Source organism: Massilia sp. R2A-15 (assembly GCF_030704305.1).
Taxonomy (GTDB): Bacteria; Pseudomonadota; Gammaproteobacteria; order Burkholderiales; family Burkholderiaceae_D; genus JAFCUW01.
The window spans coordinates 1999848-2020435 of record NZ_CP131935.1 but is presented as its reverse complement, the minus strand read 5'-3'; the positions used below and the strand labels follow the sequence as shown (position 1 = coordinate 2020435).

Genomic DNA, 20588 nt, shown 5'->3' with positions numbered 1-20588 from the left:
AATAGGCGAAACAAGCGAGGAGTCAGGGATGGATTGGCAGTTCTGGATAGACCGCGGAGGCACTTTCACCGACATCGTCGCGCGCCGGCCCGATGGCGCGCTTGTCACGCACAAGCTGCTGTCCGATGATCCCGCGCGCTACCGCGACGCCGCCGTTGCCGGCATCCGCCACCTGCTTGCCGCTACGCCGGACGCGCACATCGAGGCGGTCAAGATGGGCACCACGGTCGCCACCAACGCGCTGCTCGAGCGCAAAGGCGAGCCGACCGCGCTGGCGATCACGCGCGGATTTCGCGACGCGCTGCGCATCGCTTACCAGAACCGTCCGCGCCTGTTCGACCGCCACATCGTGCTGCCGGAACTGCTGTACCGCGAGGTGGTGGAAATCGACGAGCGCATCGGCGCGCATGGCGACGTGCTGCGGCCGATCGACGAAACGGCCACCCGCGCCGCGCTGCAGGCGGTCTACGACAAAGGCCTGCGCTCGCTGGCGATCGTGTTCATGCACGGCTACCGCTTCACCGGGCACGAGGCGGCGGCGGAGCGCATCGCGCGCGAGATCGGCTTTACGCAGGTGTCGGTGTCGCACCAGGTCAGTCCGATGATGAAGCTGGTGGCGCGCGGCGACACCACGGTGGTGGACGCCTACCTGTCGCCGAACCTCGGCCGCTACGTCGAACAGGTGGCGTCGCAGATGCCGGGCGTGAACCTGCAGTTCATGCAGTCGAACGGCGGGCTGACCGACGCGCGCGCCTTCCACGGCAAGGACAGCATCCTGTCCGGTCCCGCCGGCGGCATCGTCGGCATGGTGCGCGCGAGCCAGCTGGCCGGGTTCGAGCGCGTGATCGGCTTCGACATGGGCGGCACATCGACCGACGTGTCGCATTTCTCGGGCGAGTTCGAGCGCGTGTTCGAAACCCAGGTCGCGGGTGTGCGCATGCGCGCGGCGATGATGAGCATTCACACAGTGGCGGCCGGCGGCGGTTCGATCCTGCATTTCGACGGCAGCCGCTATCGGGTCGGTCCGGACAGCGCGGGCGCCAATCCCGGGCCGGCCAGTTACCGGCGCGGCGGACCGCTCGCGGTCACCGACTGCAACGTCATGCTCGGCAAAATCCAGCCGGCGTATTTCCCGCGCCTGTTCGGCGAGGACGGTGCGCAAGCGCTTGATTATGATACGGTTTTAAAGCAATTCAACGAGATGGCGTATCAGATTGGCGCGGCCACTGGCGCCGTGCCGAAGCCCGAGCAGGTGGCCGAGGGCTTCATCCGCATCGCGGTCGGGAATATGGCCAATGCGATCAAGCAGATATCGGTACAGCGCGGCCACGACGTCACCGAATACACGCTGACCAGCTTCGGCGGCGCCGGCGGGCAGCACGCCTGCCTGGTTGCCGACGCGCTGGGAATGAAGACGGTGTTCGTGCATTCGCTGGCCGGCGTGCTGTCGGCATACGGCATGGGGCTGGCCGACCAGACTGCGATGCGCGAATCGGCGGTCGAACTGCGGCTCGATGCGGCGGACGACCTGGCGCTGCGGCTGGACGCGCTCGGCGAGGGCGTGCGGCAGGAACTGCTGGCGCAGGACGTCGCGCCTGAACGCATCACCCTCGTCCGGCGCGTCCACCTGCGCTACGAAGGCACCGATTCGGCCATCATCGTGCTGTTCGACGACCCGGCGGGAATGAAGCGCCAGTTCGAAACGGCCTACAAGAAGCGCTTCTCTTTCCTGATGCCGGCCAAGGCGCTGGTGGTGGAAGCGGTGTCGGTCGAGGCGATCGGCGCGTCCGGAGCGCCGGCGGAAGAAGCGGTCGTGGAGGCGCCGCGCCAGGGCCCGCTGGCTCCGCGCGAGACGGTGCGTACCTTCGGCGACGACACCTGGCGCAAGACAGCCCTGTACGTGCGCGCCGACCTGCGATCCGGCGACGCCATCGACGGCCCGGCCATCATCGCCGAGGACAATGCGACCACGGTGGTGGAGCGGGGCTGGCAGGCGCGCGTGACGCCATTCGGCCACATCGTGATGACGCGCGTCGAAGCGCTGCCCGAACGCCGCGCGATAGGCACCAGCGCCGACCCGGTCATGCTCGAAATCTTCAACAACCTGTTCATGTCGATCGCCGAGCAGATGGGGCTGCGGCTGCAGAACACCGCGTACTCGGTCAACATCAAGGAGCGGCTCGACTTCAGCTGCGCGATTTTCGACGGCGACGGCAACCTGATCGCCAATGCGCCGCACATGCCGGTGCACCTGGGCTCGATGGGCGAGAGCATCAAGACGGTCATGCAGCGCAATGCCGGCGCAATGCGCGACGGCGACGTCTTCATGCTCAACGATCCGTACCACGGCGGCACGCACCTGCCCGACGTCACGGTGATCTCGCCGGTGTTTGATGAGGCTGGGGAGCGGATCCTGTTTTATGTTGGCTCGCGCGGACACCACGCCGACATTGGCGGCACCACGCCCGGCTCGATGCCGCCCGATTCGCGCACGATCGAGGAAGAGGGTGTCCTGATCGACAATTTCAAGCTGGTCGATGGCGCCACCGGTCTCATACGCGACGCCGAAACGCGCGCGCTGCTGGCCGGCGCGCGCTACCCGGCGCGCAATCCGGACCAGAACATGGCCGACCTGCGCGCGCAGGTAGCGGCCAATCAGAAAGGCGTCGATGAACTGCGCAAGATGGTCGCGCACTTCGGCCTCGACGTGGTGCAGGCCTACATGGGACACGTGCAGGACAACGCGGAGGAAGCGGTACGGCGCGTGATCGCGGCGTTGCATGATGGTGAGTACTGCCTGGAGCTCGACAACGGCGCGCGCATCCAGGTGGCGATCCGGGTCGATGCGGCCGCGCGCAGCGCGCAGATCGATTTCACCGGAACGTCCGCGCAGGTGGACAACAACTTCAACGCGCCGTCGGCGGTGTGCATGGCCGCGGTGCTGTACGTGTTCCGCACGCTGGTGGACGACGAGATCCCGCTCAACGCCGGCTGCCTCAAGCCGCTGCACGTGATCATCCCGGAAGGCTCGATGCTCAATCCGCGCTATCCGGCGTCGGTCGTGTCGGGCAATGTCGAGACCTCGACCTGCATCACGAACGCGCTGTACGGCGCGCTGGGTGCGATGGCGGCCGCGCAGGGCACGATGAACAACTTCACGTTCGGGAATGCGCGCTACCAGTATTACGAGACCATCTCCGGCGGCTCGGGCGCGGGCGAAGGGTTCGACGGCACCGACGTAGTCCAGACGAACATGACCAATTCGCGGCTCACCGATCCGGAGATTCTCGAATTCCGCTTCCCGGTGCGGCTGGAGAGCTACGAGATCCGGCACGGTTCGGGCGGGGCGGGGCGCTGGCACGGCGGCAATGGCGGCGTACGCAAGGTGCGGTTCCTGGAGCCGATGACGGCGGCGATCCTGTCGAACAACCGGATTTATCCGCCGTTCGGGATGGCCGGCGGCGAGCCTGGCGCGGTCGGGAAGAACTGGGTGCTGCGGCTTGACGGCAGCGTGGAGCAGCTAGGCCATATCGGCAAGGTCGAGATGGCGACGGGCGACGTGTTCGTGGTCGAAACGCCTGGCGGTGGTGGGTGGGGGAAGATGGGGTCAGGTCCGCAGGACCAGACCCCGGAATTCACGCGGCGCTGACCCTAATGCCGTTAAGTTAAGGAATAAGTCAGCACCGCACGGAGGCGCATCAGCCTAAAAACCGTCGTACCCGCGCAGGCGGGTACCCATGCTGAGCATGCCGACGAGGTAAAGCACGCTCAGTATGGGTACCTACCTGCGCAGGTACGACGGCTTAACTTTACGGCGTTGGGCGCTGACCGCATCTTCGCTTTTCAGTTCGCGATACCGTACTTGCGCTTCGCGGCCAGGTAAGCCTCGTTCAACGGCCCCAGCTCCGCGTGCGCAGCATCGAGCTTGCGGATGGTGTCGATGACGCCCGCACACTGCTCGGCCAGCGGATGATCCCATCCCAGCTCGTTGATTTGCCGCAGGATGCCGTTCGCCAGCGCGAACATCACCGACAGGTTCCCCGGCGACATATGGCGCGCTTCCAGCAGCGAATGCACCGCGCCCTTGTAGTCGGCCATTCCGGCCTTTTCGTCCGCGACATCGAGCAGCGCCCTGGCCTTGGCCTTGAGCTGGGAACCCATCCCCTCGGCCAAGTCCGGCCGCCCGGCCTTGACGAACACGCCCATCGCCTGCTGCATCGAGACGCCGCTGCCGACATCGTTCATCACCGCCAGCATGACCTCGGACGCCTCCTGGTCGAGCCGCGCGCTCAGGCAGCTGCGCGCCAGCCCGATTTTGAGCTTGCTCGACACCGCCGCGCTGGCTCGCACGGCCTGCACCGCGGTACTGAGCTCGCCGGCCGCCGCCGCGGCATTGCCCGACGATTCGTGCAGCATCGCGTTGGAGATCGCCTTGCACACCTCGGTCGCCGGATTGCCGCGCAAGGACTTCTCCAGGTCGCGGATCATGCTTCCTGCCTGCGCCAGGTCGCCGTTGCGGATCAGCGCCCGGATCAGGTTGACGTGGTCCTCCGGGTCGCGGAATTCCGAATACTTCGCCTTGGCGACTACCTGTTTGAACGAGCGCTCGGCCGCCGCGGCGTCGCCGGCGTCGAGCGCCACTTCGCCCAGCTTGCGCAGGCGCCGCACCATATGCGGCGAAATCGCCACCGCGTCTTCCAGCACCAGTTGGGCGCGGGCCGGGGCGCCGCTGGCCTCATGGCAGCGCGCGAGCAGGTCGTAGGCCGCCATCAGTTTCGGATTCTGCGCCACCAGCTTGGTCAACAGGGTTTCGGCTTCCTCATGGCGCTCCTGCGCGAACAGCGTGCGTGCCAGGCCAAGCGCGGCCCAGCCAACGGGCTTGGCCTCCATCACGGCGCTGTAGAGGCGCTCCGCTTCAGGCAGTTCGTTCAGGCTCACGTGCAGTTCGGCGCGCAGGCGGGTGAAGTCGGCGGCGTAGCGTGCATGGGCCGCTTCGCCCAGCGCGCACAAGCGCACCGCCTCGCGCAGGTTGCCCTGGCCGATCTGCTGGTAGGCCGGCAGGAAGGCCGCGCGCCGCTCGATCGCGCGAGCAATGCGGCCGGCCAGCATCTCCACCGTGAACGGCTTGAGGATGTAGTCGGTCGGGGTCAGCTCCGCCGCGCTGACCACCTTGCCGTACACGCCCTCCGACGTGATCATGATGAAAATGGTCAGCAGGCCAATCAGATTGTGGTGGCGCAGGTCTTCGAGCAGCTGCTGGCCATCCTGGCCGTCGCCGGCGCTGCCGCCGAGGTCATATTCGCACAGGATGATGTCGAAGCTGCGCGTGGACAGCAGCCGGATCGCCGTGCCGGCGCTGACGGCGAAGTCGATCTTGCTGATGCCGGCCTGGGCCAGCATGTTCTTCAGGTTGCCCCGCATGCCGGGATTGGGATCGACCACGAGGACAGACAAATTGCTGTTGGTTTGCATCGGCTCGGCTTTGGTGGGTTGTCTCGGCGCTTTCCTTGTACTAACGGCAGATGCCGGAAAGTCTTGAAGCTGGACAATACGCTATTGTTTATATGGAAAGCAATAGGGGAGGCGAACCAGCTTCCTCATAGGGAGCGGTATAATAGCGGGCTAAGGAAAAACGCCTCACTCATCATCAGTGCCACTTCGACCCTTAACCCGCAGCCACGCTGCATCAACCAAAGTCCAACCATGTTGATTCTGCCGGGTTCCAATGCCCTTTCCGCATTCCGTAGCCAACGCCTCCTGAGCCAGCTCCAATCGGCCGCCCCCCACATTGCCGCCGTCCAGGCGCGATTCGTCCACTTCATCGATTCCCCCGCGCCGCTGTCCGCCGAGGACACCGGCCGCCTCGAGGCAATGCTGACCTACGGCGAACCGGCGCATGCGGAGAAGGCGAGCGGCGCCACCGAAGCGTTCTTCGTGATCCCGCGCTTCGGCACGATTTCGCCGTGGGCGTCGAAGGCGACCGACATCGCGCACAACTGCGGCATGGCGCACATCCACCGCATCGAGCGCGGCGTGGCGTACACGCTCGAACTGAAGGCCGGCCTGCTGGGTACCGGCATCGGCGCGGCGAAGAAGCTGACCGAGGCCGAACTGGCGGCGGTGGCTGGCCTGCTGCATGACCGCATGACCGAATCGGTGCTGCGCAGCGCCGATGAGGCGGCGGGCTTGTTCCGCGAACTGGAAGCGAAGCCGCTGGAATCGGTCGATCTGCTGGGCGAGGGCAGGGCCGCGCTGGAGCAGGCCAACACCGACCTTGGCCTGGCCTTGTCGGAAGACGAAATCGACTACCTGGTCGATGCGTTCACGCGTGAGCGCCGCAACCCGACCGACGTCGAACTGATGATGTTCGCGCAGGCTAACAGCGAGCATTGCCGCCACAAGATCTTCAACGCCGACTGGACCATCGACGGCGAGGCGCAGGACAAGTCGCTGTTCCAGATGATCAAAAATACGCACCAGCTGGCGCCGAAGGGCACGATCGTCGCGTACAGCGACAACTCGTCCATCATCGAAGGCGCCGCCGTCACTCGCTTCTACCCGCGCGGCGCGAATCACGAATACGCGGCGGCGACCGAACTGACGCACACGCTGATGAAGGTCGAGACGCACAACCACCCCACCGCGATCTCGCCGTTCCAGGGCGCCTCGACCGGCGCCGGCGGCGAAATCCGCGACGAGGGGGCGACGGGCCGCGGCGCCAAGCCGAAGGCCGGCCTGACCGGCTTCACGGTGTCGAACCTGATGATTCCAGGCGCCGTGCGTCCGTGGGAGAACGCCGCCAGCGTCAATGCGCCGTTCGCCCAGCGCGCACCAGCCACCTTCTATGGAAAGCCTGAGCGCATCGCTTCGCCGCTGCAGATCATGATCGACGGCCCGCTTGGCGGCGCCGCGTTCTCGAATGAATTCGGCCGGCCCGTCCTGGGCGGCTACTTCCGCACCTACGAGCAGAACGTCGGGCGCCTGTCGGCCGGCGCGCCGGACACCGTGTACGGCTACCACAAGCCGATCATGATCGCCGGCGGCATCGGCAGCATCGCCGACCAGCACACCCACAAGAACGACATCCCGGTCGGCAGCCTGCTGATCCAGCTGGGCGGCCCCGGCATGCGCATCGGCATGGGCGGCAGCGCCGCGTCGTCGATGGCGACCGGCGCCAACACCGCGGACCTGGACTTCGACTCGGTCCAGCGCGGCAATCCGGAAATGGAGCGGCGCGCGCAGGAAGTGATCAACGCGTGCTGGCAGATGGGCGCCGACAATCCGATCATCTCGATCCACGACGTGGGCGCCGGCGGCCTGTCGAACGCTTTCCCGGAAATCACCAACGACGCCAAGCGCGGCGCGATCTTCAACCTGCGCAAGGTGCCGCTGGAGGAAAGCGGCATGGCGCCGAAGGAAATCTGGTGCAACGAGTCGCAGGAACGCTACGTGCTGGCGATCGCGCCGCAGAACCTGCCGCTGTTTGCCGCCCTGTGCGAGCGCGAGCGCTGCCTGTTCGCCGCCGTGGGCGTGGCGACCGAAGAGCGCCAGTTGAAGGTGGTCGATGACCTCAACGGGAACAACCCGGTCGACATGCCGATGGACGTCCTGCTCGGCAAACCGCCGAAGATGCAGCGTGACGTGAATCATGTGACCAACGACTTCGCACCGGTCGACCTGACCGGCCTCGATCTGGCGGAAGTGGCGCGTAAGGTGCTGCTGCTGCCGACAGTGGGCGACAAGTCCTTCCTGATCACGATCGGCGACCGCAGCGTGGGCGGCATGACCGCGCGCGACCAGATGGTCGGTCCGTGGCAGGTGCCGGTGGCCGATTGCGCCGTCACCGCGATGAGCTTCGACGGCTACCTGGGCGAAGCGATGGCGATGGGCGAGCGCACGCCGCTGGCGGTGATCGACGCTGCCGCGTCGGGCCGCATGGCGGTGGGCGAGGCAATCACCAACATCGCCGCGGCGCCAATCAGGGAAATCGGCGACATCAAGCTGTCGGCCAACTGGATGGCCGCCTGCGGCCAGCCGGGCCAGGACGCGGCGCTGTTCGACACCGTCAAGGCGGTCGGCATGGAGCTGTGTCCTGCGCTGGGGATCAGCATCCCGGTCGGCAAGGACTCGCTGTCGATGCGCACCACCTGGACCGACGGCGATGCGGCCAAGGCCGTGGTGTCGCCGGTGTCGCTGATCGTCTCGTCGTTCGCGCCGGTGACCGACATCCGCCGCACGCTGACGCCGCAGATCCGGATGGACGCCGGCGAGACCGCGCTGATCCTGGTGGACCTCGGACGCGGCAAGAACCGCATGGGCGCCTCGGCGCTGGCGCAAGTGACGCAGCAACTCGGCAACGACACGCCGGACGTGGACAGCGCGGACGACCTGAAAGGCTTCTTCAACGCGGTCCAGCGATTGAACAGCGACGGCAAGCTGCTCGCTTACCACGACCGTTCGGACGGCGGCCTGTATGCGGCGCTGTGCGAGATGGCGTTCGCCGGCCGCTGCGGCCTGTCGATCAATCTCGACATCCTGGCGATGGAAGGCGAACACGCGGCCGACTGGGGCGATGCGAAGAACTGGGCCGGCCAGGTGTCCGAGCGCCGCAACGAGCTGACCCTGCGCGCGCTGTTCGCGGAAGAACTGGGCGCCGTGATCCAGGTGCGCGCCGACGATAAATCGGCGGTAATGAACGTGCTGCGCCAGCATCAGCTGGGCGCCTGCAGCCACATCATCGGCAAGCCGAACGACCGCGGCGTGATCGAGTTCACGCGCGACGCCAAGACCGTGTACAGCGAACAGCGCAGTGCGCTGCACCGCCTGTGGAGCGAGACCAGCTGGCGCATCGCGCGCCTGCGCGACAACCCGGCTTGCGCCGACGCCGAATACGACCGCCTGCTGGACGAAACCGATCCTGGCATTTCGCCGGTGCTGACGTTCGACCCGAGCGAGAACGTAGCGGCGCCGTTCATCGGCGGCGCGCGTCCGCGCGTGGCGATCCTGCGCGAGCAGGGCGTCAACTCGCACATCGAGACGGCGTATGTGATGCACCAGGCGGGCTTTGCGGCCATCGACGTTCACATGAGCGACCTGATTGCGGGCCGAGTGAAGCTGGACGACTTCCAGGGCGTGATCGCGGTGGGCGGCTTCTCGTACGGCGACGTGCTGGGCGCCGGCGAAGGCTGGGCCAAGACGATCCTGTTCAACAATCTGCTGGCCGACCAGTTCGCGCGCTTCTTCAACCGCACCGACACCTTCGGCCTGGGTGTGTGCAATGGCTGCCAGATGATGAGCAACCTGAAGTCGATCATCCCGGGCGCGCATGCGTGGCCGAAGTTCACGCGCAACAAGTCGGAGCAGTTCGAGGCGCGCTTCGGCATGGTCGAAGTGCTGGACTCGCCGTCGATCTTCTTCAGCGGGATGGCGGGCACGAAGACGCCGATCGCGATCGCGCACGGCGAGGGCTACGCGGACTTCTCGCAGACGGGCGACGCCGATGCGGTGATTCGCGCGCTGCGCTATGTCGACAACCGGGGCGAGGCGACCGAGGTGTATCCGTTCAACCCGAACGGTTCGCCACAGGGCCTGACCGCGGTGACGACGGCGGACGGGCGCTTTTCCGTGATGATGCCGCACGCCGAGCGCGTGTTCCGCTCGGTGCAGCAGTCGTGGCATCCGACGTCGTGGGGCGAGGAATCGCCGTGGATGCGCATGTACCGCAACGCCCGCAAATTCGTGGGGTAAAGGCAAAGATGGGGTCAGGTCCGCAGGACCAGACCCCGGTTTTGACGCCGCCGCTGGCGCTCTAGCGATGCGAATCTTCAGGCCGTTGAGCGACGCTTGGAATGCTCCGCGCAATGGTTTACCATCCAGATATATTCCGAATGGGAGAGAATCATGCGTCCCTCAGCATTGCTTGATCTTAAGCGAGCTGACATTCTTGACGCGGTAAGCCGCTTCCGGACTGCAAACTTGCGCATCTTCGGCTCGGTGCTGCACGGTACCGACAGTAATGGCAGCGACCTTGATTTGTTGGTCGACGTACTTCCGGAAACGACTTTGTTCGATTTGGGCGGTTTGCAAGACGAGCTCGAAACGTTGCTCGGAGTTCGCGTCGATTTGTTGACTCCAGCGGATCTTCCTCTGGCTTTCCGCGCGACAGTGCTGGCAGAAGCCCGGCCCGTATGAGCAAGCATCGGCTCTCGGATTATCTAACCCATTTGCATCAGGCCGCCTCAGATGCTTCTGGCTTCGTGACGGGCATGAAGCTAGACGAGTTCCTGGCAGACAAGCGCACACAGCAAGCGGTGATCATGAACCTCATCATCATCGGTGAAGCGGCAACGCGGGTGATGGAAGGCTACGGCCATTTTGCTGCGAAGCATCCTGAAATTGCATGGAGTAGCATGCGTGGGATGCGCAATCGAATTGCGCACGGCTACTTCGACATCAGCGTCGAGGTGGTGTGGCAAACCATTCAGACCGCGGTCCCGGAACTTCTGGAGCAGCTTGCCGCCCTTCACCCGGATGCCGATACAGAAGAGCGCAAAAGCGTTACGTAAACCGGGGTCTGGACAAGCGGACCCGCCCCCATCAATTCAGGCATCGCCGACGAAAAAAAAGCGCTCCAGCCGGAGCGCTTTTTCATTGCGGACCCAGTTAATTACTGGATCTTGGCTTTCTTGGCCAGTTCGTCGCGGAAGGCGGCGAGCTTGCGCTGCTGGATCGATTCCGACACTTGCGTCTTGACTTCCTCGAACGGAGGAATCTTCGCCGCACGGGTGTCTTCCAGCTTGATCACGTGGTAGCCGAACTGCGTCTTGACCGGGGTCTCGGTGTACTGGCCCTTGTTCAGCTTGACCATCGCCTGCGAGAACTCAGGCACGTAGGCCGCCGGGCTCGCCCAGTCCAGGTCGCCGCCATTGGCTGCCGAGCCGTCCTTCGACTGCTTGGCCAGCTCTTCGAACTTGCCGCCGGCTTTCAGCTTGGCGATGATGGCCTTGGCTTCTTCTTCGGTGCCAACCAGGATGTGGCGGGCGTGGTATTCCTTCTCGCCGACCTGCGCCTTGTACTTGTCGTACTCGGCCTTCGCTTCGGCGTCCTTCACCGGATTCTTCTTGATGTAGTCGGCCAGCATCGCGTTGATGATGATGCTCTGGCGGGCGTTTTCCAGCGCCATCTTCACTTCAGGACGGGTGGCGACGCCTTGCTTGTCGGCTTCCTGGATCAGCACTTCGCGGTTGATCAGGTCTTTCTTGATTGCTTCGCGCAGTTGCGGGGAATCGGCTTGCTTGCCCTGGGCGACAACTTGCTTGACGATCTGGTCGACCTTCGACGACGGGATTGCCTTGCCATTGACGGTGGCGACGTTCTGCGCGAATACCGGGGCGGCGACCAGTGCGGTCATGGCTAACAGGGTGGCTGGCTTCAAGATCATGTTCGATTCCTATAAAAATCCGGGAAGAGGGCGCACCGGCGCCTCGAAGGCGCCGGCAGGGGAAATATTACTGAATCTTGGCTTTGGCAAGCATCGATTCCTGGTAGGCCTGCAGCTGCTTCTGCTGCAGTGCTTCTTCGATCTGGCCCTTCACTTCTTCCAGCGCCGGCAGCTTGGTCGGACGCGTGTCGTCGAGCTTGACGACGTGGAAGCCGTTCGGGGTCTGGACCGGCTTGTCGGCGACGGCGCCTTTTTGCAGGCCGATGAAGGCGTCGCTGAACACTTTCGGGAACGAGGTCGGGCTAGCCCAGTCCAGGTCGCCGCCGTTGGCCGCGGTGCCGGTGTCTTTCGACTGCTTGGCCAGCTCTTCGAACTTGGCGCCGCCCTTCAGCTTGGCGATGATGGCGTTCGCTTCGGCTTCGGTGCCGACCAGGATATGGCGCACATGGTATTCCTTGTCGCCGGCCTGCGCCTTGTAACGCTCATATTCGGCCTTGACGTCGGCATCCTTGACCGGATGCTTGGTGACGAAGTCACGCACCAGGGCGTTGATGACAATGGTCTGGCGCGCCGTTTCCATTTGCGACTTGACGGTCGCGTCTTTCTCGAAGCCCTGCTTGACGGCTTCCTGCATCATCACTTCACGGATGATCAGGTCTTTCTTGACGGCGTCGCGCAGCTGCGGCGAGTCCGGCTGCTGGCCCTGGGCGATGACTTGCTTGACGACGGCATCGGCGCGCGAGGAAGGGATGGCTTTGCCGTTGACGACGGCGAGGTTTTGCGCGAACGCCGGGGCGGCGGCTACAGCGATAAGGGCTAACAGCAAACGGGCTGGCTTGAAGGTCATTATTTATTCCTGATTGGAAAAGTTTCTTGGACAGATGAATCGATTTTTTTGTACTTCGCGATTGTCGAATAGATTTCTTAAGAATCCCTGAACATGCTCTCGGTCACTGCTCGGACGGGGCCAGCGCAGTGATGGCGAGGGCATGGATCTCCTTGTGCATCATATCGTGCACGGAATCATACACCAGACGATGGCGCATGACGAGCCTCTGGCCCTCGAAGCGGGGCGAGACGATCCGCAGGCGATAGTGCCCGCCGCCGGAGGCCGCGCCGGCGTGGCCGGCGTGCAGGTGCGATTCGTCGGTCAGCTCGACGGCGGTGGGCTCGAGCTGGGCCAGCGCGGCGCGGATGCGGTCCATGCGCGTAGTCATGCTTCCTCCTGCAGGTATTTCGACAGCACGAATGCCTGGGCGACCGTGAAGGCGAAGAACAGGCCGGTGGCGCCGAACACCTTGAAGTTAACCCAGGCGCTGGTATTGCCCTTGAAGATGACGAAGGCCATCAGCAGGTTCAGCAGGCCGAGGGCGAACAGGAACCAGATCCAGGCGAAGCAGACGCGCGGCCAGACTTCCTCGGGCAGCTTGAACGCCTCGCCCAGCACGCTCTTCATCAGGTTCTTGCCCTTGAACAGCTGGTAGACCAGCAGGATCGCGGCGAAGGTCCAGTAGAGAATGGTCGGTTTCCACTTGATGAAGGTCTCGTCGTGCAGGTAAATGGTGGCGCCGCCCATGATCGTGATGACGGCCGCGGAAACCCACAGCATGCCGTCGACTTTCTTGCGCTGCACCATCAGGTAGCCGATCTGGAGCGCGGTCGCAATGATGCCGACGACCGTGGCGAGGATGACCGGCGAGACTGCGGCCGTGACCGAGCCGCCCGTCATCAAGCCGCCCAGGTATTGCTGGACGATGCCGTGGGCGGCCTGCTCATGGCCTTCACCCCATTTGAAGACGCCGAAGAACAGGATAAGAGGAAACAGGTCGAACAAAAATTTCATGGAAGGGCAAAAGTTAGAGTGGTTCGAAGCGCAGCGACGCCGAATTGATGCAATAGCGCAGGCCGGTCGGCGGCGGGCCATCGGGGAACACGTGTCCCAGGTGGGCGTCGCAGACCGCGCAGATGATCTCGGTGCGCAGCATACCATGGGTGCGGTCGGTCTTTTCGATCACGTTGGCCGGGTCGATCGCCTTGAAGTAGCTGGGCCAGCCGCAGCCGGAATCGAACTTGGCGTCCGATTCGAACAGCGGCGTGTTGCAGCACACGCAGGTGTAAATACCGTGCTCGTGGTGGTCCCAGAACTTGCCGGTGAAGGCGCGCTCGGTGGCCGCGTGGCGCGTCACCTGGTACTCCATCGGATCGAGCATCTCGCGCCATTCGGCGTCGGTCTTGATTACTTTGTCGGTCATGGCGGGCCTTTCAGGAGGAACAGCTGACTTCGAGGTGGCTGGCCCAGTCGGGCGGCAGGGCGGCGTACGCCTCATGCTCGGGCTGTTCGTCGAACGGGTGCTCGAGGATGGCCAGCAATTTGGCGATTTCGGAATAATCCTTGTTCTGGGCCTTTTCGATGGCCACCTGGGCCAGGTAGTTGCGCAGCACGAATTTCGGATTGACCGCGTCCATCGCGGTCTTGCGCTCGCTGTCGGCGCTGGCTTCCTGGCGCAGCCGTTCACGGTAGCGCGCCGCCCAGGCGTCGAAGGCTTCGCGCTCGATGAACATGTCGCGCAGCGGGGCGTCGGCAGCCGGGTCGTCCAGCTTCAGCTTGCCCAGCGTGCGGAAGAAGCGGGTGAAATCCACATGGGCGGCGGCCATCAGCTTGAACAGCTCGTCGAACAGGGCGCGGTCCTGCTCGTGTTCCGTTGCCAGGCCCAGCTTGGCGTGCAGCAGGTGGTCGAGGGTGCGGGCGAACTCGGGCTGATACACCGCCAGCGCCTCCTGGGCATCATCGGCGTCGCCGATCAGCGGCATCAGCGCCTGGCCCAGCGCATAGCAGTTCCAGTGGCCGATCTGGGGCTGGTTGGCGTAGGAGTAGCGGCCCTGCTGGTCGGTATGGTTGCAGATATGGTTAGGATCGAACGCTTCCATGAAGCCGAACGGGCCGTAGTCGAGCGTCAGGCCGAGGATGGACATATTGTCGGTGTTCATCACGCCATGCATGAAGCCGACCGCCTGCCATTGCGCGATCATGCGCGCGGTGCGGCGCGTCACTTCCGCCAGCAGCGCGGTGTACGGGTTCGGTTCAGCGGTCAGCTCCGGGTAGAAGGTGTAGATCACGTAATCCGCCAGCGCCTTCAGTTCCTCCGGCTTGTCGCGGTAGTACCAGTGCTCGAAGGAGCCGAAGCGGACAAAGCTAGGCGCCATGCGCGTGACGACTGCCGAGGTCTCGACGGTTTCGCGCATCACGCCCTTGTCCGAGCCGGTGATGCACAGCGCGCGCGTGGTGGGAATGCGCAGCGCGGCCATCGCTTCGGAGCACAGGAATTCGCGGATCGACGAGCGTAGCACGGCGCGGCCGTCGCCCATGCGCGAATACGGCGTCAGTCCGGCGCCCTTGAGCTGCAGTTCCATCGGGCCGGCGGGGCCGTTCAGCTCGCCGAGCAGGATGGCGCGGCCGTCGCCCAGTTGGCCAGCCCAGACGCCGAACTGGTGGCCGGAATACACGGCCGACAGCGGCTGCGAGCGGGCGGGCACGCGGTTGCCAGTGAGAAAGTCCACGAAATCGCTGTTGGCAAGGTGCGCGGCGTCGAGCCCGACCAGGGCGGCGGCCCTGGCGCTGGCCGCAACGAAGTACGGCGCCGGCAAGGGCGTCGGCATCAGCCGGGTGTAGAAGGCAGGGGGCAGGGCGGCAAAGGAATTGCCCAATGGCAGGTCGTCGGCAGTAATGGCGGGTCCAGTCTGAAAATGAAAATGGGACCAGGTTCGTTGAACCAGGTCCCGAGATTCTACCGTGCGCAGCAAAAGCGTGCGACACACCTGGGGCCTGGTCCTGCGGACCGCACCCCATCTAGCATCAAGCCAATGTTCGCAGCTTCGGTTCGCGGTCCCACTGGCGCGTCTTCGCAGCCTGCACGAAGCCCTTGCTGTTGGAAGCTTCCACCACGCCGGCATCCTTCTCCACGCCGGCCTTGTCCAGCACGGCGCGCGCGCCTTCGTCCGCCGCAATCGCCTTCAGGTGCCCGAAAGCATCGCGCACGAAGTCGACCGCGCAGGCCTCCTTCGCCAGCTTCGCGCCCGCGTCGGCGCTCAGCACCAGCGCCACCGCGTCGAACAGCACCGACGGCGTGCCGGCCAGTTGGCCATCGACTTTCAGGCGCGACTTGTCCGACAGCGTCACCTCGCCCACCTTGGGCGCGATGATCTTGAACGAGGCGCCGGCCTGCTTGACCGCGGCGGTGATGCCGTCCACCGTGGCCTTGTCCGAGCCGTCGGCCACCAGCACGCCGACGGCGCGGCCTTCCAGCGTGTCTTTCATCTTGCCGATGATCTGCAGCGCGGGCGATGGTTCCATTTCCCTGGTCTCCACTGTGGTTGGGGCTGGCTCCGGCAGTTTATCCATTCCGAGGCCGGTGGCAACGCGCTGCGCGAGGTCGCCGTCGATGTGGCGCAGGTGGCTGACCACGGCTTCGCGGATGTGCGGATGCTCGACCTTCGAAAGTTCGAACACCAGCGCCGAGGCCATGTGCGCCTGCTCGACCGGGGTCTGGCTGATGAAGAACTGGCGCGCCTGGCTGTAGTGGTCGGAGAACGACTCGGCGCGGATGCGGCCCTTGGCGCCGGTCTCGTCGGCGGCCATGCTGCGGAAGCCCGTGGCGCGTTCGCGCGGCCCGTCCGGCGCCAGCGAGTTCGGCTCGTAGTTGACGCGGCCGGCCGGCTGCGCCATCTGCATGTGGCCGTCGCGCTGGTTGTTGGCGAACGGGCACTTCGGCGCGTTGACCGGGATCTGGTGGAAATTCGGCGAGCCGAGGCGCTTGAGCTGGGTGTCCAGGTAGGAAAACAGCCGCCCCTGCAGCAGCGGGTCGTTGGAGAAATCGATGCCCGGCGGGATGTGCGACGGGCAGAACGCGACCTGCTCGGTTTCGGCGAAGAAGTTGTTCGGCCAGCGATTCAGCACCATGCGGCCGATCACTTTCAGCGGGATCAGTTCTTCCGGGATCAGCTTGGTCGCGTCGAGGTGGTCGAAGGGGAAGCCGTCGGCCTGCTTCTCGGTGAACAGCTGCACCGCCAGCTCCCACTCGGGGAAGGCGCCATTGGAGATCGACTCGAACATGTCGCGGCGGTGGAAATCGGGATCGGCGCCGGCGAGCTTGACGGCTTCGTCCCAGACTGTCGATTGCAGGCCGAGCTTGGGTCGCCAGTGGAACTTGACGAAGGTCGATTCGCCCTTGTCATTGAGCAGGCGGAAGGTATGGACGCCGAAGCCTTCGATCATGCGCAGCGAGCGCGGAATGGTGCGGTCGGACATCGCCCACATGATCATGTGCAGCGATTCCGGGGTCAGCGAGATGAAATCCCAGAACGTGTCGTGGGCGCTGGCTGCCTGCGGAAAGCCGCGGTCCGGCTCCATCTTGACGGCGTGCACCAGGTCGGGAAACTTCATGGCGTCCTGGATGAAGAACACCGGGATGTTGTTGCCCACGAGGTCCCAGTTGCCCTCCTTGGTATACATCTTGACGGCGAAGCCGCGCACGTCGCGCGGAGTGTCGATCGAGCCGGCGCCGCCGGCCACCGTGGAAAAGCGCGTAAATACTTCCGTCTTTTCGCCCACTTCGGTGAGGATCTTCGCGGTCGTATATTTGGCCAGCGATTCGGTCAGCTCGAAGAAGCCGTGCACGCCGGTGCCGCGCGCGTGGACGATGCGTTCGGGAATGCGCTCATGGTCGAAATGGGTGATCTTCTCGCGCAGGATGAAGTCTTCCAGCAGTGTCGGCCCGCGGGCGTTGGCGCGCAGCGAATTCTGGTTGTCGGAAATGGGCACGCCCTGGTTGGTGGTGAGGGTATTGTCGTGCGCTTGCTGATGCCATTCGCCGCCGTTGCCGACCGCGGTGGAAGGGGTTGATCCGTTCGCTGGCTTGGCGCCGTTCTTGCCACCATTCGATTTGGTCTTGGGCATTGTCTTGGATCTCCATTAAATTCACGATATGTCGGAAAAGTATAGGGGGCGCCCTGCCGCGCACGATTGAGATTATTTTTATTTCAACGATATGGAAAAACTATCGCATTTACCCACTATTGCGCCGCAGCATCGAAAAGTATTGACTGCCTTCCCGCGGTCGAACGAAACTCAAGACAGGTTGCAAAAAAATCCACAGGAGAGTTCGCATGACGTCTTATCCAAAGAGCCCAGTGATGGGGCAGATGATGGACCAGCCGCTGCTCGTTTCGAGCATCATCGAATTTGCCGCGCGCCATTACGGCCATGTCGAGATCGTCTCGCGCCGGGTCGAGGGCGACTTGCACCGCTATACCTATCGCGACTGCCACCAGCGCGCGCGCCGCGCCGCCCACGCCTTGAAGGGCCTGGGCGTGCAGATGGGCCAGCGGGTGGCCACGCTGGCGTGGAACGGCTACCGCCACATGGAGCTGTACTACGCCGTGTCGGGGATGGGCGCGGTCCTCCACACCATCAACCCGCGCCTGCACCCGGAGCAGATCGCCTACATCGCCAACCACGCCGAGGACCAGTACCTGTTTTTCGACCTGACCTTCCTGCCCTTGATCGAGGCGGTGGCCGCGCAGTGCAAGACCGTCCAGGCTTTCGTGCTAATGGCTGGCCGCGACCGGATGCCGACGGAAACGAAAATCCCCAACCTCCTGTGCTACGAAGACCTGATCGCCAGCAGTTCCGACGATTTTGCGTGGCCGCAGTTCGACGAGAATTCCGCCGCGTCGCTGTGCTACACCTCGGGCACCACCGGCAATCCGAAAGGCGCGCTGTATTCGCACCGCTCCACCGTACTGCACTCGTACGGTTCGGCGATGCCCAATGCGCTCAACGTGTCGGCCGCCGACACCGTGCTGCCGGTCGTTCCGATGTTCCACGTGAACGCGTGGGGACTGCCGTATTCTGTGCTGCTGTCGGGCGCGAAGATGGTGTTCCCGGGCGCCGCGCTGGACGGCAAGTCGCTCTATGAGCTGTTCGAATCGGAAGGCGTGACCTTCTCGGCCGGCGTGCCGACGGTCTGGCTCGGGCTGGTCAACTACGTGCTGCAGAACGATTTGAAGTTCTCCACCTTCCGCCGCACCGTCATCGGCGGCTCGGCCTGTCCGCCGGCGATGATGGATACGCTGATCGACAAGCTGGGCGTGGAGGTGATCCACGCCTGGGGCATGACCGAGATGTCCCCGCTCGGCACCGCGGGCGGTCTGCAGGCGAAGCACCTGGCGCTGCCGAAGGACGAACAGCGCAAGATCTTGCAGAAGCAGGGCCACGCGATCTACGGCGTGGACATGAAGATCGTCAACGATGACGGCGAGGAGCTTCCGTGGGACGGCAGCACCTACGGCCACTTGCTGGTCAAGGGCCCGTGGATCATCTCGGGCTACTTCAAGAATGAGGGCGGCGACGTGCTGCAGGACGGCTGGTTCCCGACCGGCGACGTGGCGACGATCGACGCCGACGGCTACATGCAGATCACCGACCGCAGCAAGGACGTGATCAAGTCTGGCGGCGAGTGGATCGGCACGATCGACCTCGAGAACATCGCGATGGCGCATCCGGCAGTGCTGCAGGCGGCGTGCATCGGCATCGCGCATCCGAAATGGGACGAGCGCCCGCTGCTGCTGGTCGTCAAGCGGCCGGGCCAGGAAGTCACGCGCGAGGAGATGCTGCAATTCTTCGCAGGGAAGATCGCGAAATTCTGGATGCCGGACGACGTGGCCTTCATCGAGGCCTTGCCGATGGGCGCTACGGGCAAGATCCAGAAGAACAAGCTGCGCGAGCAGTACCGCGACTACAAGCTGCCGAACACCTGAATTTATAACGACAATAAGGGATGGAGACGAGATGAAAACTTTGGCAGCCGCAGTGACCTTCGCACTCATCGCGCCGTTCGCGCACGCGGACACGGTGAAGATCGCGTTCATCGACCCGCTGTCCGGGCCCTTCGCGCCGGTCGGGCAAAACCAGCTGCACAGCTTCCAGACGATGGCCGAACTGGCCAACAAGGAAAAGTGGGCAGGCGAGCACAAGATCGAGGTGGTCGGCTTCGACAACAAGGCCAGCCCTCAGGAGTCGCTCACGCAGCTGAAGGCCGTGATCGACCAGGGCTACCGCTACATCACGCAGGGCAACGGCTCGGGCGTGGGCCTCGCGCTGCTGGATGCGGTCAACAAGCACAACGAACGCAATCCCGGCAAGGAGGTGGTGTTCCTCAACTACGCCGCGATCGACCCGGATATGACCAACAGTAAGTGCAGCTTCTGGCACTTCCGTTTCGACGCCAATTCGGACATGAAGATGGAAGCGCTGACGTCGTATATGGCGCCGAACAAGGACATCAAGAGCGTCTACATCATCGGCCAGAACTACGCCTTCGGCCAGGCGGTCAGCCGCGCAGCCAAGGACTACCTGAAGCGCAAGCGGCCGGACATCAAGATCGCCGGCGACGATTTGCATCCGATCGCGCAAGTGAAGGATTTTTCGCCGTACATCGCCAAGATCAAGGCGTCGGGCGCCGACACGGTCGTCACCGGCAACTGGGGCGCCGACCTGGCGCTGCTTATCCGCGCGGCCAAGGACGCCGACCTGAAGGCCAATTTCTACACCTATTACGGCGCCACGACCGGCGTGCCGACGGCGATGGGCGCGGCCGGCGCCGAGCACGTGAAGATCGTCGGCAACTGGATGGCCAACAACGAGGCGCTGAAGGGCAGGGAGATCGTCGAGGCGTACCGGAAGAAGTACAACGACGACTTCTACACCGCGCAGACGCACAGCAGCATCGGCATGCTGTCGCAGGCGATCAAGGCCGCCAAATCGACCGATCCGGTGAAGGTGGCGTTTGCGATGGAGGGGGCACGGTTCAACAGCTTGAATGGCGAAGTAATGATGAACAAGGCGGACCATCAGCTGCAGCAGCCGCTGTACATCGGCACCTGGACCAAGGTGAACGGCAAGGACGTGAAGTTCGACCAGGAGAACACCGGTTACGGCTGGAAGATGGACAAGAAGATCGACGCGTACATGGCGGGGCAGCCGACGTCGTGCCAGATGAAGCGGCCAGGGGCCTAACCGGTTGTCGTTCCTGCGCAGGCAGGAACCCATGCTGACTTGGCATTCACGCTCAGTATGGGTTCCAGCCTTCGC

Annotated in this window: 14 protein-coding genes; 6 read left to right on the top strand and 8 right to left on the bottom strand. The window is 64.2% G+C overall.

Annotated features, from left to right (window positions below; genetic code table 11):
* Positions 1-28: 28 nt before the first annotated feature.
* Positions 29-3649 (top strand): hydantoinase B/oxoprolinase family protein, encoded by a 3621-nt coding sequence (locus Q4S45_RS09275; protein ID WP_305511192.1) that lies wholly within the window; start codon positions 29-31, stop codon positions 3647-3649.
* A gap of 194 nt (positions 3650-3843) precedes the next feature.
* Here the strand turns inward: Q4S45_RS09275 and Q4S45_RS09270 are convergent, their stop codons facing one another.
* Entirely contained in the window at positions 3844-5472 is a 1629-nt protein-coding gene (locus tag Q4S45_RS09270; RefSeq protein WP_305511189.1) for a tetratricopeptide repeat-containing response regulator, read from the bottom strand.
* A gap of 231 nt (positions 5473-5703) precedes the next feature.
* On the opposite strand from Q4S45_RS09270, the gene purL reads away from it, so the two are divergent.
* From purL to Q4S45_RS09255, 3 genes are all read left to right on the top strand, one after another.
* Entirely contained in the window at positions 5704-9747 is a 4044-nt protein-coding gene (gene purL / locus Q4S45_RS09265; protein ID WP_305511188.1) for a phosphoribosylformylglycinamidine synthase, read from the top strand.
* A gap of 153 nt (positions 9748-9900) precedes the next feature.
* Complete coding sequence (locus tag Q4S45_RS09260) at positions 9901-10191, top strand: nucleotidyltransferase family protein (RefSeq protein ID WP_305511187.1); 291 nt, start codon at positions 9901-9903, stop codon at positions 10189-10191.
* Entirely contained in the window at positions 10188-10565 is a 378-nt protein-coding gene (locus Q4S45_RS09255; RefSeq protein ID WP_305511185.1) for a DUF86 domain-containing protein, read from the top strand. The genes Q4S45_RS09260 and Q4S45_RS09255 overlap by 4 nt, the downstream gene beginning before the upstream one ends.
* Positions 10566-10666: 101 nt before the next feature.
* Here the strand turns inward: Q4S45_RS09255 and Q4S45_RS09250 are convergent, their stop codons facing one another.
* The 7 genes from Q4S45_RS09250 to Q4S45_RS09220 form a co-directional block, all read right to left on the bottom strand.
* A complete protein-coding gene (locus Q4S45_RS09250; RefSeq protein WP_305511183.1) occupies positions 10667-11440 on the bottom strand; it encodes a peptidyl-prolyl cis-trans isomerase in 774 nt (257 codons plus the stop codon).
* Positions 11441-11507: 67 nt separating this feature from the next.
* Positions 11508-12287, bottom strand: a complete 780-nt coding sequence (locus Q4S45_RS09245) for a peptidyl-prolyl cis-trans isomerase (protein WP_305511181.1) — start codon at positions 12285-12287, stop codon at positions 11508-11510.
* A gap of 103 nt (positions 12288-12390) precedes the next feature.
* Positions 12391-12657, bottom strand: a complete 267-nt coding sequence (locus tag Q4S45_RS09240; protein WP_305511180.1) for a BolA family transcriptional regulator — start codon at positions 12655-12657, stop codon at positions 12391-12393.
* A complete protein-coding gene (locus Q4S45_RS09235) occupies positions 12654-13283 on the bottom strand; it encodes a septation protein A (RefSeq protein WP_305511178.1) in 630 nt (209 codons plus the stop codon). The genes Q4S45_RS09240 and Q4S45_RS09235 overlap by 4 nt, the downstream gene beginning before the upstream one ends.
* Positions 13284-13296: 13 nt before the next feature.
* Positions 13297-13692, bottom strand: a complete 396-nt coding sequence (gene msrB / locus Q4S45_RS09230) for a peptide-methionine (R)-S-oxide reductase MsrB (protein ID WP_305511176.1) — start codon at positions 13690-13692, stop codon at positions 13297-13299.
* Between the two features lie 10 nt (positions 13693-13702).
* Positions 13703-15097 carry a YdiU family protein gene (locus Q4S45_RS09225; protein WP_374046105.1) on the bottom strand — a complete coding sequence of 465 codons (1395 nt, stop codon included), beginning with the start codon at positions 15095-15097 and terminating at the stop codon, positions 13703-13705.
* Positions 15098-15293: 196 nt separating this feature from the next.
* Complete coding sequence (locus tag Q4S45_RS09220; protein WP_305511174.1) at positions 15294-17393, bottom strand: catalase; 2100 nt, start codon at positions 17391-17393, stop codon at positions 15294-15296.
* 209 nt (positions 17394-17602) lie between these two features.
* On the opposite strand from Q4S45_RS09220, the gene Q4S45_RS09215 reads away from it, so the two are divergent.
* The gene (locus Q4S45_RS09215) at positions 17603-19255 is read left to right on the top strand and encodes a 3-(methylthio)propionyl-CoA ligase (protein ID WP_305511172.1); all 1653 of its coding nucleotides are present in this window, start codon (positions 17603-17605) and stop codon (positions 19253-19255) included.
* Positions 19256-19286: 31 nt separating this feature from the next.
* Entirely contained in the window at positions 19287-20513 is a 1227-nt protein-coding gene (locus tag Q4S45_RS09210; RefSeq protein WP_305511171.1) for a branched-chain amino acid ABC transporter substrate-binding protein, read from the top strand.
* Positions 20514-20588: the final 75 nt, after the last annotated feature.